15 protein-coding genes and 1 pseudogene are annotated in these 15,705 nt (G+C 48.9%); 6 read left to right on the plus strand and 10 right to left on the minus strand.

What is annotated here, in order from left to right; translation table 11 throughout:
* Window positions 1–41 precede the first annotated feature (41 nt).
* The 7 genes from sbcB to AC4PCC_RS07325 form a co-directional block, all read right to left on the minus strand.
* Window positions 42–1,469: an exodeoxyribonuclease I gene (gene sbcB, locus AC4PCC_RS07295; RefSeq protein ID WP_492126899.1), complete on the minus strand. Its 1,428-nt coding sequence runs from the start codon at window positions 1,467–1,469 to the stop codon at window positions 42–44.
* Window positions 1,470–1,575: 106 nt separating this feature from the next.
* The gene (locus tag AC4PCC_RS07300) at window positions 1,576–2,820 is read right to left on the minus strand and encodes a hypothetical protein (RefSeq protein WP_492126900.1); all 1,245 of its coding nucleotides are present in this window, start codon (window positions 2,818–2,820) and stop codon (window positions 1,576–1,578) included.
* Complete coding sequence (locus AC4PCC_RS07305) at window positions 2,807–3,259, minus strand: hypothetical protein (RefSeq protein ID WP_492126901.1); 453 nt, start codon at window positions 3,257–3,259, stop codon at window positions 2,807–2,809. The genes AC4PCC_RS07300 and AC4PCC_RS07305 overlap by 14 nt, the downstream gene beginning before the upstream one ends.
* Window positions 3,249–4,193 (minus strand): glycosyltransferase family 2 protein, encoded by a 945-nt coding sequence (locus AC4PCC_RS07310; protein ID WP_492126902.1) that lies wholly within the window; start codon window positions 4,191–4,193, stop codon window positions 3,249–3,251. Before AC4PCC_RS07310 ends, AC4PCC_RS07305 begins: the two co-directional genes overlap by 11 nt.
* Window positions 4,190–4,552: a GtrA family protein gene (locus AC4PCC_RS07315; RefSeq protein WP_492126903.1), complete on the minus strand. Its 363-nt coding sequence runs from the start codon at window positions 4,550–4,552 to the stop codon at window positions 4,190–4,192. Before AC4PCC_RS07315 ends, AC4PCC_RS07310 begins: the two co-directional genes overlap by 4 nt.
* Before the next feature lie 135 nt (window positions 4,553–4,687).
* Window positions 4,688–5,770: an acyltransferase family protein gene (locus tag AC4PCC_RS07320; protein WP_492126904.1), complete on the minus strand. Its 1,083-nt coding sequence runs from the start codon at window positions 5,768–5,770 to the stop codon at window positions 4,688–4,690.
* A gap of 320 nt (window positions 5,771–6,090) precedes the next feature.
* Window positions 6,091–7,239, minus strand: a complete 1,149-nt coding sequence (locus AC4PCC_RS07325; RefSeq protein WP_492126905.1) for an acyltransferase family protein — start codon at window positions 7,237–7,239, stop codon at window positions 6,091–6,093.
* A gap of 269 nt (window positions 7,240–7,508) precedes the next feature.
* Between AC4PCC_RS07325 and dacD the strand changes: the two genes are divergently transcribed.
* Window positions 7,509–8,678 carry a serine-type D-Ala-D-Ala carboxypeptidase DacD gene (gene dacD / locus AC4PCC_RS07330; protein ID WP_492126906.1) on the plus strand — a complete coding sequence of 390 codons (1,170 nt, stop codon included), beginning with the start codon at window positions 7,509–7,511 and terminating at the stop codon, window positions 8,676–8,678.
* Window positions 8,679–8,829: 151 nt separating this feature from the next.
* Here dacD and AC4PCC_RS07335 read toward each other — a convergent pair whose 3' ends face one another.
* Window positions 8,830–9,300 carry a DUF3237 domain-containing protein gene (locus AC4PCC_RS07335; RefSeq protein WP_492126907.1) on the minus strand — a complete coding sequence of 157 codons (471 nt, stop codon included), beginning with the start codon at window positions 9,298–9,300 and terminating at the stop codon, window positions 8,830–8,832.
* 104 nt (window positions 9,301–9,404) lie between these two features.
* Window positions 9,405–9,917 (minus strand): phenolic acid decarboxylase, encoded by a 513-nt coding sequence (locus AC4PCC_RS07340; protein WP_492126908.1) that lies wholly within the window; start codon window positions 9,915–9,917, stop codon window positions 9,405–9,407.
* 95 nt (window positions 9,918–10,012) lie between these two features.
* Between AC4PCC_RS07340 and AC4PCC_RS07345 the strand changes: the two genes are divergently transcribed.
* The 3 genes from AC4PCC_RS07345 (at window position 10,013) to AC4PCC_RS07355 (ending at window position 12,559) form a co-directional block, all read left to right on the plus strand.
* The gene (locus AC4PCC_RS07345; protein WP_492126909.1) at window positions 10,013–10,879 is read left to right on the plus strand and encodes a LysR family transcriptional regulator; all 867 of its coding nucleotides are present in this window, start codon (window positions 10,013–10,015) and stop codon (window positions 10,877–10,879) included.
* A gap of 140 nt (window positions 10,880–11,019) precedes the next feature.
* Window positions 11,020–12,078: an FUSC family protein gene (locus tag AC4PCC_RS07350; RefSeq protein ID WP_067708323.1), complete on the plus strand. Its 1,059-nt coding sequence runs from the start codon at window positions 11,020–11,022 to the stop codon at window positions 12,076–12,078.
* 160 nt (window positions 12,079–12,238) lie between these two features.
* A complete protein-coding gene (locus tag AC4PCC_RS07355; protein ID WP_067708320.1) occupies window positions 12,239–12,559 on the plus strand; it encodes a DUF496 family protein in 321 nt (106 codons plus the stop codon).
* 473 nt (window positions 12,560–13,032) lie between these two features.
* Here AC4PCC_RS07355 and AC4PCC_RS07360 read toward each other — a convergent pair.
* Window positions 13,033–13,191: pseudogene (locus tag AC4PCC_RS07360) on the minus strand (IS110 family transposase); the annotation flags it as partial.
* A 403-nt stretch (window positions 13,192–13,594) separates the two neighbouring features.
* Between AC4PCC_RS07360 and AC4PCC_RS07365 the strand changes: the two are divergent.
* Complete coding sequence (locus tag AC4PCC_RS07365) at window positions 13,595–14,182, plus strand: hypothetical protein (RefSeq protein WP_492126910.1); 588 nt, start codon at window positions 13,595–13,597, stop codon at window positions 14,180–14,182.
* 59 nt (window positions 14,183–14,241) lie between these two features.
* Window positions 14,242–15,672, plus strand: a complete 1,431-nt coding sequence (locus tag AC4PCC_RS07370; RefSeq protein WP_492126911.1) for an EmmdR/YeeO family multidrug/toxin efflux MATE transporter — start codon at window positions 14,242–14,244, stop codon at window positions 15,670–15,672.
* Window positions 15,673–15,705: the final 33 nt, after the last annotated feature.

The following is a 15,705-nucleotide window of genomic DNA, read 5'->3' on the forward strand; positions in this document are numbered from 1 at the left end:
CTATATCCTGGTATGGTTCGATTTCTGACTTCACTCTGATATCAGGAGACCAGCTCTCTGGCATAATCAAACAGTGCTTTAAGGTGTGCCAGCTTCGCGTTATCCCCTTCATACTGATTAACCAGCGTCTCCAGTTCCTGCACGTAACTCTGCACCCGCTCGGGATTGAGGGCATCGCGACGGTGTTGTAGCCAGCGATTTTGCTCCGCTTCATCCAGCGTACCGGGGTAGTTACGGGCGCGATAGCGGAAAAGCAATTTTTCGATGCGACCATCGTTAAAAGTCAGGTCCAGCGCCGGTAAATTCTCAGGTGCAGTCTGCTGAATAATATTCATCGCCGTGCGGTCAGCGTCACTGAAGAAACCATCATACAGCTGGGCATCGACATCCTCAGAAGGCGTGAAGGGTTCGGCTTCGGCAAACAGCGTGACCACCTTTTCACGGATTTCCGGATGCTGGCGCAGCAGGGCCAGATTGTCCAGGCAACGCTGTCGATCGATTCCCAGACGCTCAGCATCTTCCGGGCGCAGGGTATTTGCTGGTGCCACCACAGGGCACTTGTTGATATGCATCAGCTTGACTGGGACAGGGACGGCATCGCCAAGATCGTCACGACGCGTGTAGAGACGTTCACGGAGTTGATCGGCCTCCAGCTCAAGCAGAGGAGACATATCGCCCGCAAGATCGCAGGTGATCAGGGCATTCTTGTTGACCGGATGCCAGGCGAGCGGAGCAATCCAGCTGGTGTTGCCATGAAATGCGCCGAACATACCGGAAATATGCACCAGCGGCTTCATTTGCGGGATATCAATCAGCGTGGTGATTTTATGTTTGTTGCGGTGGCTGAATAAGAACTCATACAGCCGTGGCTGCTTCTCTTTTACCAGCTTTGCTATTGCAATGGTGGCATAAACATCAGACATCGCATCATGTGCATTCTCATGCGCTACGCCGTTGGCTTTGGTCAGGTGTTCCAGGCGGAAACTTGGGAAACCATCATCATTCTCAGGCCACTCAATTCCTTCTGGCCGGAGCGCATAGCAGGCCCGCATCACATCCAGCAGATCCCAGCGGCTGTTGCCATGCTGCCAGCTCCAGCCATACGGATCGTAAAAGTTACGATAGAGCAGATTGCGGGTAACTTCATCGTCAAACCGCACGTTGTTATAGCCGACAATGCAGGTGCCTGGCTCGCTGAACAACTGGTGGATGCGTTTGGTGAACGCGGCTTCGTTCATGCCTTTCGTCTGCGCCACCTGAGGGGTAATCCCGGTGATCATCACCGCCTCCGGCTGGGGCAGATAGTCATCGGCAGGCTGGCAGTAGAACACCTCTGGCTCGCCAATGATGTTGAAATCCATATCCGTACGCACTCCGGCAAACTGAGCAGGGCGGTCCAGCGACGGGCTTTTGCCGAAGGTTTCGTAGTCGTGGAAAAGGAAGGTGGGTTGCGGTTGGTTGTTTTTCACGGTTTCTCTCTGTCCACTCTTGTTCGTTGACTTCCTGTATGGGGGGCTCCTGCTATCCACACCCGGTGACAGGAACCCTTTGCCTGCATGTTAAACTATATTCCTGTTAAAATAATTCTTGTCTGCGTTTGGAGAAGAATAATTGCTTCACATACAAACAAAGCGTCGCAAGGAAACATATTTCGAAAGTGAACAAGACTCGTTGTGCTGAAGCATAAACAGTTGGTGAAAATCCAATCATCATTACCGTTGCACATCCAGATAAGATGAAAATAACAGCGGCAATAGCATTTTTTCTACTTTCTATATATTTGAAAGACAAGTAGGCTAAAGAAAAAATGGCAGCTAAAGTGAAGAAATACGATGTGAATATCTTATAACCAAACCAGGAGCTTGCACTGATATAGTTTCTGTTGTAGATAATATCAACCAGATTGTAATTCAGGTATGACAATAAATAACCCATTAATTTTACAGCAATAAAGGCAATGGCCAGATAATCGCTATGAGTTAAGAGTTTATTTTTTAATACATTGAAAATGCACATCACATAAATTATGTTTATGATCAGATTTGATTGGTCATTTACATGGTGGTTGATCCTGTCAACGCCAAGTGTTAATTTATTTATTATATTGTAACCTTCAAATTCCGGCATGGAATTTTTAACTTCAAATGCAAAGCGCCCACTATTTCCCGGAGCGGTCAGGAGTATTGCTGTTAATATCAATGTTGTCATTATGAAAAAAACATCATATTTTGTTTTATGGGTTTTTAATAAATAAATCGAACATGAGCCAATTATCATTAGTAATGCTATCTGTTCACTAAAACAGGTCAATAAAAGTGACGCAATTGCTAAAGATCTTGGAAGGAGTTGTGTTGTGGCGGAATTTTTAAATATCAATAGCGACCAGCAACCCAATGATAGTGGGAGTAAATAATTATAAAATCCTGTCACCCACCATGCGGCATCTGCATTCACGCTTGGAGTAATGAGCATAAACAAAGCCAATGACACTGGAATAGCAATGTAGGCTTTTAAATCATCTTTAAAAAAAGCTTTCCACATAGTGAAAGATATAAGAAGAACAGATAGAGGAATTAAAATCTTCCAAAATAATTTAATATTTATTGTTGAAATCAAAAGTGCCTCAACGGGTAAGCGGCCACTCCACTCATGATATCTTTGATCGAGTAAAGGAAGTAATTCTTTTCCACTCAGAATGTGGAGAAACATTTGATCATCACCACCGGACATTAAGTGGACAGCCCTGGAAAGTAAGAATAGAAAAATTAATGTAAGAAAATAAAATAAGTACGGAAGTACTTTGTTTTTATTTGCAATCATAATAAACCATACTCTTCGAGTTGTTGTTAACTGATTCAATCGCAAATTTATTCGCAATTTTCATATCTTTTGATACAGAGAGTGAAGCACTGAACCCGGAATGTTCGAATGCCTCATTATTGTCTTTTTCTTGTACAATATCAGATCTTCTGATGGTTGTTTTTTGTATTTTATGTAAACCACCATTTATATCGACTACGTAGATATTTGTTACGGTATCAATTCCACCATCAATATAACCGGCCCAGCCAGAGATCAGCGCAAAACGAGAATTTATATTGCAATCGTCAATGTGATAAAAAAATCCAGACGATTTCTTTTCTTCTAAAGGCGATGTTGGTTTTAGAAATTCATTGAGTGAAAGTCTGGATAGTATTAAAAAAAGCACACTAAAAAGGAGTGCACCTAAGAAAATTATTGATGAGTATTTATTCTTCACTACACTTATCTCTTGATGATGAAATGTCCTTGATAAGATATCTTGGACGTCTTTTGGTTTCCAGGTAAATTCTTCCAATGTACTCGCCAAGCACCCCAATGCCAATAAGTTGAACGCCACCCAGGAACAAAATTGACACGATAATTGATGGGTAGCCTGGGACATTATTCCCCCAAAGTATTTTATCAATTATCATCCAGCTTCCATATACGAAAGATAAAAAAGCTACAATTAAACCGAGATAAGACCATATCCTTAAGGGAAAAGTGGAAAAAGAAGTTATCCCCTCCAGAGCAAGATTCCAGAGTTTCCATCCATTGAACTTTGAATCACCAGCAACGCGCTCAGCACGACTATATTCAACAATTGCAGTTGTGCCTCCAACCCAACTTAAAACGCCTTTCATAAAGAGGTTTCTTTCAGGCATTTTTTTTATATTTTCGATGGTTTTACGATTCATTAATCTGAAATCACCAACGTTTTCTTCAATCTTAGAATGGCTTATTGCATTGTGGAATTTATAAAACCATGTGGCTGTTTTCTTTTTGAATGCGGAATCACTGTTTCTCTCTGAGCGTTTAGCCAGAACAACATCAGCCCCTGCTTTCCATTTTTCAAGCATCAATGGAATAACGCTTATCGGATCTTGTAAATCCACATCCATAGGTATAACGACATCACCACTGGCGTGTTCTAAACCAGCAAATAACGCGGCTTCTTTGCCAAAATTTCGGGTTAAATTAATTAATACAACTAAAGCATCTGCCGTGCTTAATGCCTGAGCTATATGTCTGGAGTTGTCTGAACTTCCATCATTTACAAAGATGAGCTCAATTTCGTAATCTTTTAACGGTTGAAAGTTTTTTACCGAATTATAGAAAACAGGAATGGTATCCTCTTCATTGAAAACCGGTACGACTAAAGAAATTTTCATTTTAATTCCCTGAAAACGACAAGCTTACTGTAATAAAAACCTATTACCAGACTTAAAAATGAGAAAATAACCATGGTTAGAATGGGAGGTAAAGAAATTTTATCGGCGATATAACCTGTTAGCAAAGCTACCAGGCTCATAAAAAATACAAACATAACATAACGAGCTAAGCTCGCCTGGGATTTAAAAGTCCATCTGGCATTTGCAAAAAAACTAAAAGTGACCGCAATTGAAAAAGCTATAAAATTTGATAACATTTGATTTATGCCAACTATATAAACTCCGGTGGCAAATGTAATCCAATGGATCAATGTGTTGATAGCACCAACTGAAACATAACGTGTAAACAGTAAAAACATTCTTAATTCCGTAATTTTCCAGGTTTCAATCGCATCGAATATTCATGTATTATACATTATAATTATAAAAATACGATGAGAATTATCTGGAGCTTTTATTTCTGAATAAGAAGATCCAGATTGTGTTAAAGAAATTTAGTTTTCACCGTGCTCACTAATTCTGTTATTTTTTATATAGAAGGGTAACTTATATTTGGTGATTTTTTTATGCAACGCCATGGCGGGCATCTCAATATATTTTGAAGAGATATATCCAATAACCATAGAAATCAATATGGCAAGAACTTGCGAGGTGTAAATTTCTAGTGAAAAGAAATGGGAAATTATTTGTTGAATAAGAAAGCCCCAAAGATACACGCCATAAGAGATATCATATTTTAGATGGAATTTCGTTAAGCTCTTAGTTGCAGATATATATAAAAACAAAGTGCAAATAACAAGAGATAACAATACTCTTTCAATTGAATGTGAGAATTTAATTGAAATTAAATAGCATAAGACTACAAAAGTTAAAAAGAGATAATTCAGTTTTATAATGTTTTTATGAATTGCAAATAAGGCACCAAAAGCAAAACATGAATACATTAACGATAAATCTATGCGATTGAAGGATTCCAGGTGGTTTTTCAAAATGCCTGTGTATGGCTCTAGTATTACCAGCACGCAAATCACAGTTCCAATATATTTTATTCTGGGTAACCAGGCAATAAATAATATCAACAGGGAAATATAGCAAATGATTTCATAGCGAATAGTCCAAATAGCCCCGTTGATACTTCCTGGATAACTATTCGTTGTAAATACGCCTGGTAGATCGAACTGCGTGTTGAATAACAGGTTATTGCTAATGTATCCATGCCAGGAAGGAATTGAGAAATATTCGCCAACCGAATGAGATGTAAATATTGGTCCGATTATAATCGCTGTTATCAGTAATAATAAAGAGAAGGCCGGGATGATTCTAAAAAAACGAGCTGAAATGAACTCAATTATATTTTTTTTGGTTAAAATACTATTGGTTACCAACAATCCACTAATAAAAAAGAAAAGATGCACGGCCAGACTACCGCCAGTCTCAGTGCCGGTTAATTTAGATATGGGTTCGATTAACTTTTCTGGATTATTGATTGCATAAGCATGGCTCCAGATCACCATCGATGCTGCGAAAAGGCGTACGATGTCAAGATTATTATTCCCCCTTTGGAGAATATCAGCCACAGTTTTCGATGCCATTGTAAAGATGCCGTAATGATTGATTTTATAAATTATAAAAGTTGATACTAATCGTTGCAATATTTTTTTATAGGCATTGCAATCACTTGTTGTTAATAATTCGTTAATCATCAACGAGTTGGGTTGTTAGCTTATAACTAATTGATGGTATTTTAAACAAAGCTAGTATGCTATGAATGGCATTGAAATATTTATCTCCTGATAACTTCAGGCTAACGCAAGGTTTTTTATGGTAAAGAGTTAGAGTGAATGGCAGTAAGCTGTTAAGTTAAAGGCCTTGGATATGTTGCATCCAAGGCTTTTTCTCACCCCACCAAATCCCTTTCAAAAGGCCGGCTCGCCAGCACCTTTTTTCCAATCAAAATCCCAGGCTTCTCTACAAAATTAAACAGCAGAGCAGCCAGAGCATAGGTTATCGGTATACAAACTGCGCAGACCGCGACGAAACGCACGATGTCACTTTTATTACCCAGGCTGGTATGAGACAGCATCAGAGCGATAGCAGGAATGACAATCAGCAGATGCAGCAGATAAACGGAAAATGAAACATCCCCCAGCCAGGTACTCAGGCGGTTATTCAGCAGCCTGCGGGGCAGGGCGATAAGACGGGCCATCAGGCCGTCAGGGGCGTACTGCCACAGAATCGCGGCCATGCCCACGATCATCAGCACTTCCATTATTACCTGTAGCTTAATGGCCTGCAGACCAATCACCACGCTGGCAACCGGACCCAGCAGGGCAAAAGCCACATAGAGCAGGGCCTTACGGCGTACCGCTTCAGCCAGCAGCATTCCAGACAGGAACATATTGAGCTTAATCAGAATCATTGACGGCATCACGAAGGCTTCATAATAGTCGGCCAGCAGATAGCGGCCCACGCAGCACAGCGCCATGATGCCTATCAGCGAGGCGGCATACCCGAAACGCAGCACCACCAGCATAATAAACGGGAACAGCGCGTAGAACTGCATCTCAAGCCCGATGCTCCAGTCCGGCAGCACCGTATTAAAGCCATAAGCAGGTAGCAGACCAAACAGGAAGCTGAAATGCGTCAGAATATTGGCCAGTGACTGGTCAGAATATCGGGAGGACTCGGTGGCGGTAGCGGAATAAAACTGGGCGATGGTATCGCGCATTTCGCCAAACCACGGGCCATATATTAGCGCCACGATCAGCAGTAAATAGTAAAGCGGCGCGATGCGGAAGAAGCGGCGGATCCAGAATTTCTTAATGGTCGTGGTGCTTTGCCAGGGTTCTTTTTGCTGACGCTCGACGTAGTTTTTCGCCATCAGGTAACCGGAAAGCAGGATAAAGAGATCGACGCCAATGCCGGGCGATGATATCAGCGTAATATGACAGTGAATCAGCAGGCTGATATGTCCAACCAGTACCCAGAGTGAGGCAATGCCACGCAGCCCCTCCAGTTCCGTAGACCAACCCCGTGTTGCAGACATACCTATCCCTCAATTGTAAGTTTTTCGTCAGTGAACGGTAAAGGAGCGACACGGAGAAACAAGGTCAACTGTTCCTAAAGTGAAACTTATCAGATTATCCCTGGTACTGATTTTTACTCTGGTCCTGGAAACTGAAAATCGTCCCGACGGCCAGGGCAGGCTAATCGGCTGAAAATTAATATTTTCTTGCAATTTATTAACACACTGGCGCGCCGGATCCCGTACAACGGGCTGGTTTTTTTCTACAGCACATTATTGAGGGTTTACCGGTGAAGAAGCGTCAGCTTGCAAGTTTAAGTATGGTCCTGGCTTTTGCCTCCCTGGCGCAGGCCGATGAAAATCCGTTAGCCTTTCCGATGACGGCTCCGGCAATTGATGCCGCCTCGTGGGTTCTGATGGATGCGACCACCGGTCAGGTGCTGACCGCAGGTAATGCCGATGAGCGCCGCAACCCCGCCAGCCTGACAAAACTGATGACCGGTTATGTGGTCGATCGCGCTATCGACAGCAAGCGAATTACCCGTGACGACATGGTAACCGTCGGCAATGACGCCTGGGCGGCAGGGAATCCGGTGTTTAAAGGGTCATCGCTGATGTTTCTTAAGCCGGGGGAAAAAGTGTCCGTACGCGACCTGAGTCGGGGCGTAATCATTGACTCCGGCAACGATGCCTGCGTGGCGCTGGCGGATTACGTCGCGGGCAGCCAGGCGGCGTTTGTGACGCAGATGAACCAGTACGTCCAGAAGCTGGGGCTGAGCAATACCCATTTTGAAACCGTGCACGGCCTCGATGCTCCCGGTCAGTACACGACGGCGGGCGATCTGGCGAAGCTTTCGCGCGCCATCATCTACGGTGAGCCCGATTTTTATCAGATGTACGGTGAAAAATCCCTCAGCTGGAACGGCATTACTCAGCAAAATCGTAACGGTTTATTATGGGATAAAACCCTGCATGTGGATGGTCTGAAAACCGGCCATACGGAGAGCGCGGGCTTCAACATTATCGCCTCCAGCGTGGACGGCCAGCGCCGCCTGATTGCGGTCATTATGGGCGGGAAAAGTTCGAAGGGCAGGGAAGAGCAGGCGCGCAAGCTGCTGGTCTGGGGCCAGAACAATTTTGATACCGTCCAGCTGTTCCATGCGGGTAAAGAAATTGGCCATGAAAACGTCTGGTATGGCAATCCTCACCAGGTCAGCGTCGGCAGCGATAAAGACGTCTATCTGGCGCTGCCACGGGACGAAGTGAAAAAGATTAAGGCGAAGTACGTGATTGAGCGCAAGGACCTTAAAGCGCCGCTGAAGCTCAACGAGCAGGTCGGCACCATTCAGCTGGTGGACGGCGACAAGCAGCTGGCCTCTTATCCGCTGGTCACCCTGCAGGCGGTAAATGAAGCGGGCGTGCTGACGCGTATTGAAGACTACATTAAGCAGAAGCTGTAACCTCAGCATCGGTCCAGCATGGCCCGTCAGCTTTGCAGATGAGCGAAGCTGACGGTGCTGCTGTTAGCCACCTGTTTCTAGCGGAGCGGACAGGTCAGCTATTAGCTGCATAGTTAACGCCGCTGGCCGGGCTGCTGTTAGCCGCGTAGTTTTAGCGAAGCTGATAAAACGCCATTACCAGCCCGTCGTTACCACGCGTCCCCCGGCCAATGAATATCTCTTTCTGCAAAAATGAGAGCGAGTCATCAGCGACCTCAAAGGTCGGGGTGGTGAAAAAATAGATCTCACCGGGCGGGATAGTTGAGAAAAAAGCCATATCATCAGCAAACAGCTGCGGCAGATACCTTGCAGGCACCCTGCGTATGCCGTTGTTTTCGATAAAAAAGCGTTTGCCGTCCTCCGTTTCCACACCATAGCGGGCAGAGAGGCGGCAAACCCCTTCACGGTCAATTACCTGGCTGTCCACACCGCCGGGCAGGATCCTCCCCCTCAGCCTTCCCGTCATCTCACCGCCAGATATGGGAATAAGCTGTCTTTTTACCTTACCCGGATCGTTAAAAATAACGATGGGGCGATCCACGCGGATAGTCAGCGTAATAAATAACTCAAGGGACGGATGCATGATGACTCCCGGCAGACGCAGTGATTGGATCAGTCAGAAGGATAACTGCGAAATACAGAATTGACGCCCCAGTGTTTCCGTCAGTTATTCACTTCTACTACCCTTTAGTTTTCCAGGTTCTCAGGGAAATCAGCGGGTAATTCGCTCGCCGCGCACGCAATGACGCTCTCGTTATCCAGGCCGCAGTCGCGAACAAAGGTAATGGTGGCAAACTCGTCAATCACCTCGGTAGGATAGGCCGGGCCGGTATCCCGATAACGCTGCATCTCTGCCAGATGATCATTCTGAAAGCAGACGGTTTTTTCAGGATTATTCATGACCCAGCGCGGGAAAAAGATGGTGCCGTGGAACAGTTTATCGCTCAGATTGACGATCAGGCTGACGTCAGTACCGGTAGGTTCGGTCCAGGACATTTTGTAGATTTGATATCCGACGCGCACCACATACACATGCTGGTCTTTCACCCAGCGATTTCCCACCAGGCCGCTGTGGATGCGGTAATCGATAGTCTCTTTATTTTTAACGTACAGCTCATAGTTCCAGCCGTTATCGTAGGTATAAACCAGGTGTTTACCGACAATACCGTCAAGATTATGTTTATCGAATGTGCTCATCATTATTCCTCCTGTTGGCGTAGGATCAGTCTATCTCTTCATTTTATTAATGAATAATGCTAGTTTTGGATGAAACTCATTAATAATTTAGATGAATAATGCATAAGTCGACGCTCGAACAGTGGAGCCTGCTCAACGAAGTGGTGAGACAGGGTAGTTTTGCCCGGGCTGCCGAGGTGACCAACAGAAGTCAGTCCTCCGTTAGCTACAACCTGGCGTTGCTACAGGAACGATTAGGCGTGACGCTGCTGGAGCCGCAGGGGCGCAGAACGGTGCTTACGCCTTCCGGCGCGCTGCTGCTGGCCCAGGTGCGACCGCTGCTTAAAGCCTTTGATTACGTAGAATCTCACGCCGCCTCATTGCGCGACGGTATCCGCACCCGACTGGAGCTGGTGGTGGACAGTATTTTCCCGCGCGGCAGGCTGTTTGCCGCGCTGCGGCGGTTCCAGCACCTGCATCCGCATACGCAGATCAACCTCACGGAAGTACTGGAAACCTGGGCCGGCAGCGGTGCCGAAGCGGATGTGATGGTCATGACGCGCCGCCAGGATATGACCGGGCGCGGTGAATGGCTGATGAACATTGATTTCGTTGCCGTGGCGCATCGCGATCACCCGCTGCATCATCAGGCAGAGACGCTTACTGAGGAAACCCTGAGGCAATACCCTCAGATACGCATTGCGGAAAGAGAGCAGCCGCCGGTGCAGGATGAAAGCAGCAGTAGCGAATCCTGGACCTTTTCCACCATCGAGGCAGCTATTGAGGCCGTTATGCATCAGGTTGGCTATGGCTGGCTACCGGAGGAGCGCATCATGCAGCATCTGAATGCGGGTACGATGAAAATTTTGCCGTTGCAGAGCGGTATTCGCCGAGCGACGCCACTCCATCTGATCGTAAAAAAGGACATTATCAACATTGATTCCCAGATGCAGACCCTGCTTGAGCTGCTGAGGAAGAGTGCCTGAAACCCCGGGTGTGCGGGATCGAGTACGCTTTTTAGCCGATGTCGCCAGCCGGTTGCGAAAGAAAATAAGACGGGAGTCTGGTACGTAGAGTTTTCAATCGGGTATCATCCACGTCGATGACCTGCCACCAGGAGAACAGAGTGCGTCCCGACAAGCCGCTATCGGCCTTTGAATTCACCCTTTACCGCAACTATCGAACCGTTCACGGCATCCGTGTGGCGCTGGCCTTTGTGCTGACATTTCTGTTAGTGCGCCTGACGCATATCCCCGAGGGGAGCTGGCCGCTGATCACCCTGGTGGTGGTGATGGGGCCGATCTCCTCATGGGGGAATGTCTTTCCCCGGGCGGTACAACGTATAGGCGGAACGATTTTTGGCTCGGTGTCCGGGCTGATAGCGCTGAAGCTTGAGCTGATTTCGCTGCCGGTCATGCTGGGCTGGTGTACGGTGGTGATGTTTCTGTGCGGCTTTCTCACCCTGGGGAAACATCCTTACATGGCGCTGCTGATTGGCATTACCCTGGCGGTGATCTGCGGTGCGCCGCCGGGCGATATGACCACGGCCCTGTGGCGGGGCGGCGATGTGATTCTGGGGTCGATCCTTGCGCTGCTGTTCACCAGCATCTATCCACAAAAGGCCTATACCCACTGGCGAATCAGGATGTCGGACGTCTGGCTTGAGACGGCGAAAATTTACCATGCCGGTGTCTCCCCCAATCTGGTGGAGAAGCCCCGGCTGACGCGTCCTCTCCAGCGACTACTGACCGGCGTGGTAAAAATGCGTGCGCTGATCGAGCCGGCCAGTAAGGAAACCCGTACGCCGCGCTCGGTTTTCGAAGGCATACAGACGCTGAATCGCAATATGGTCTGCACGCTGGAGCTGCAGCTGAACGCATGGTGGGCCTCACGCGAGAGTCATTTGATCATGCTTAATGCCCCGACGCTGCGTCGCACCCAGCAGATGACCGAAAATACGCTGCGCGCACTTTCGACGGCGATTGTTGCGGGCAGCACAGATAAAATTGCCGCCAACAACGCCGAGCTGGCGGAGATTGGCCGCGAGCTGCGTCAGCTGATCAAGGCATCTAACAGCAGTGAGGGAGTAGAAACGCCGATCCACGGTTACGTCTGGCTAAGTCTTGAGCTGGCCGGACAGTTGGAAAGGCTGTCGGATCTGCTACGCCTGGCGCTGCGTAAATAAGCGATATGCAACAACTTACTGCGGGAATTAGCGCTTCGCGGTAAGATAAGTGCCAGTCTGACTCTACAGTTTGAAAATTGCCTTCGGCGGCGGTGAGCCGTTAAGCTGAGGGCTACGATAATGACGCCTGTGCGAACAGGCCTAAATGAAAGGTGTCTTCATGGAAAATGCAAAGCAATCATTTCAGGACGTGCTGGAGTTTGTACGGATGTTCCGTCGCAAGAATAAACTGCAGCGCGAGATACACGACAACGAAAAGAAAATTCGTGATAACCAGAAGCGTGTCCTGCTGCTCGACAACCTGAGCGAATATATCAAACCGGGCATGAGCATTGAGGCTATTCAGGAGATTATTAGCAGCATGCGCAGCGACTATGAAGATCGCGTTGATGATTACATCATTAAGAACGCCGATTTGTCGAAGGAGCGCCGTGATCTGTCGAAAAGGCTTAAGGCCGCAGGTGAACCTAAGGCGCAGTAACTTTTCAGCCATTTGCTGATGACACATCAGGGCGGTCGTCGATCGCCCTTTGTCCGTTTGCCATTCCCCTTTTTGACTCTTTACGCCCACAGGTGGGGCCTTTTGCATTGTGCTGGCTGTGGGTAAGGGCGGTTTAGACTGTTACAGGCAATACTTTGAGAGGATTGAACGTGAAGAGAACTCTGCATATAAGACAACCTCTGTGCCAAAGCTTCAGGGCCGCGTGGCCTGTGGGTGGTGCCTGCTGGCTGGAGGCTTGGTACCGTCGCCAACAGGTGGGGCCCGGTGCCTGGCGGTCCTCGCGCCGCGCGTGGCGCGGTGCCTTCGCTCCGCTCGTTGACCTTTCGGACCGGGCATGACGTGACATCCCTGTCCCGGCATGCCCTTGTGCCAGCCTCCCTGCTGGCCCATCCGGGTCTTCCTCTCTTCACTCAGCGCTGCGGAATGCCTGTCACCGGGCCCCACCCGCCTGCTCCCTTTGCATTGTGCTGGCTGTGGGTAAGGGTCACTTCTGCTGTATGTTCAATCACATGGAATACGCGTTCACCGTTTTTAAACTGAACACAGACATCGTGTTTTTTATCTGCCCAGTCCTGACCAACATGTGCAGCAAACTGATTAGTCGCGGTCATCACCAACTCCTTTTCATCGGGGATTGGTATGCATTCCACGCTTTTCGAAAGAAATATAGCGAGCAGTTTATCTGCATGCCCTGAGTATTCGTTAGCGAACGTGGAGCACCTACTGGCTCGAAAGAAAAGCGGCGATCATCGCATGATTCTCGCTCAATATTCGTAACCAGCAAGCGCATACCCTGAATCACTTCAAAGTGTAATTCTCAGGGTGAGAATGACTATAACTCGCTCAAACCAGACCGTCAGATTTGATAATTTTCTACCTACAAAATCTGTCAGATCAAGGCTTAGCTAACACACTTAAAGCAACTCCAAAGCCTGAGAGGTGGATAATCCCCGCGGGTGAAGGGCAATCCGCAGCGCTGCGGCGAAGACGGAGGGCCAGGCGAGGGCAGCAGGGATGCTGCACTCAGGGAGCGGCGGGCAGGGATGCCCGCTCGCGACCGGGCCGTCCGGCCTGGAGTCGGAGCCAAAGGCACCACGCGAAGCGTGGCGTGAGGACGCCCAGCACCCGCGGGGATTACCCACCGTGACAGCAGATATCGCAGCCCGTCACCCGCAGGGATTACCCACCGTGACAGCAGATATCGCAGCCCGTCACCCGCAGGGATTACCCACCGTGACAGCAGATATCGCAGCCCGTCACCCGCAGGGATTACCCACCGTGACAGCAGATATCGCAGCCCGTCACCCGCAGGGATTACCCACCGTGACAGCAGATATCGCAGCCCGTCACCCGCAGGGATTACCCACCGTGACAGCAGATATCGCAGCCCGTCACCCGCAGGGATTACCCACCGCAACAGCAGACATTGCAGCCCAGCACCCGCAGGGATTATCCACCGCGACAGCAGATATCGCAGCCCGTCACCCGCAGGGATTACCCACCGCCACAGCAGATATAGCAGCCCGTCACATCCAAAAAGTCACAAAAAATCCCCTTTCCAGTAAAATTTTCGCAACAGTCCCACAAAAAGACTTTGCATAATTGTCAGGCTTTTACCATCATCAATCAGGCCTACTCTCCTCTTTCCGGCTGGAACAAACTTGCAAAACTTCAGAGTGACTCTGCTGCAGGCGATCAAACACTCGGCGTGGTATCCCAAAAGACATTCGTACCGTGTTCTCTTCTGGCGGGAAATATCTCCGCTGGCCGTACCCATATTCTTTGAAAATCTCTGCGTCCTGCTGATGGGGGTACTCAGCACCTTCCTGGTCAGCTGGCTGGGTAAAGAGGCAATGGCCGGAGTCGGGCTGGCCGACAGCTTCAATATGGTGGTTATCGCCTTCTTTGCCGCCATCGACCTGGGGACCACGGTAGTGGTGGCCTTCAGCCTCGGCAAACTCAACCGTGAGCGGGCGCAGGCCGCTGCCCGCCAGTCGCTGGTGCTGATGACCCTCTTCGCCATACTGCTGGCGATACTGATCGAATTCTTTGGTGGGGCCATCATCAATCTGATTGCCGGAGCGGCAGAGCCGCAGGTTAAGTCGCTGGCGCTCACCTACCTTCAAATCACCGCGTGGAGCTATCCGGCGGCGGCGATTGCCCTGATCGGCTGCGGCGCGCTGCGTGGGGCAGGGAACACCAAAATCCCGATGCTGATCAACGGCGGGATGAACATACTCAATATTATTATCAGCACCGTCCTGATCTACGGCTGTTTCTCCTGGAAGGGCCTCGGCTTTGCCGGGGCCGGACTGGGGCTGACCCTCTCCCGCTACATCGGCGCGGTAGCGGTAATATATGTGCTGATGATCGGCTTCAATCCCCGACTGAAAATTACCCTGGGAAGCTATTTCAGCAAGCTCAACACCAGCATACTGATGGAGGTGCTGGGCATTGGCGTTCCGGCCAGTATCGAATCGGTCCTGTTCAACGGCGGAAAGCTGCTGACCCAGGTCTTCGTCGCCGGAATGGGCACCAACGTCATTGCGGGTAACTTTATTGCTTTCTCTATCGTCTCCCTGATTAACCTGCCCGGTAACTCACTCGGATCGGCCTCAACCATTATTGTGGGAACCCGCCTCGGCAAGGGACAGCTGCTCCAGCCCGAACGGCAGCTGCGCCACATCTTCTGGCTCTCCACCCTCGGCCTTTGCGCGCTGGCGGCGCTAACGGTGCCCTTCGCGGGTATCCTGGCCTCGTTTTATACGCGGGAAGATGACGTCATTCACGTGGTCAAAGTGCTGGTATGGCTCAACGCCGCCTTTATGCCGTTCTGGGCCGCGTCCTGGGTACTGCCCGCCGGGCTGAAAGGGGCGCGTGATGCGCGCTACACCATGTGGATATCGCTGCTGGGTATGTGGGGATGCCGCATCGTCGCGGGCTATACCCTGGGCGTGCTGCTGGGCTTCGGCGTGGTGGGGATCTGGATGGGCATGTTCCTCGACTGGATCGTACGCGGCTGGTTTTTCTATCGACGGATGCATTCCGGACGCTGGCTATGGAAATATGCCAAACCGGCCAGCTCGCCCTGACGATCGTTGCCCGCTGACCACACAATAAAAATA

It is taken from the genome of Erwinia sp. L03-1 (assembly GCF_058686115.1).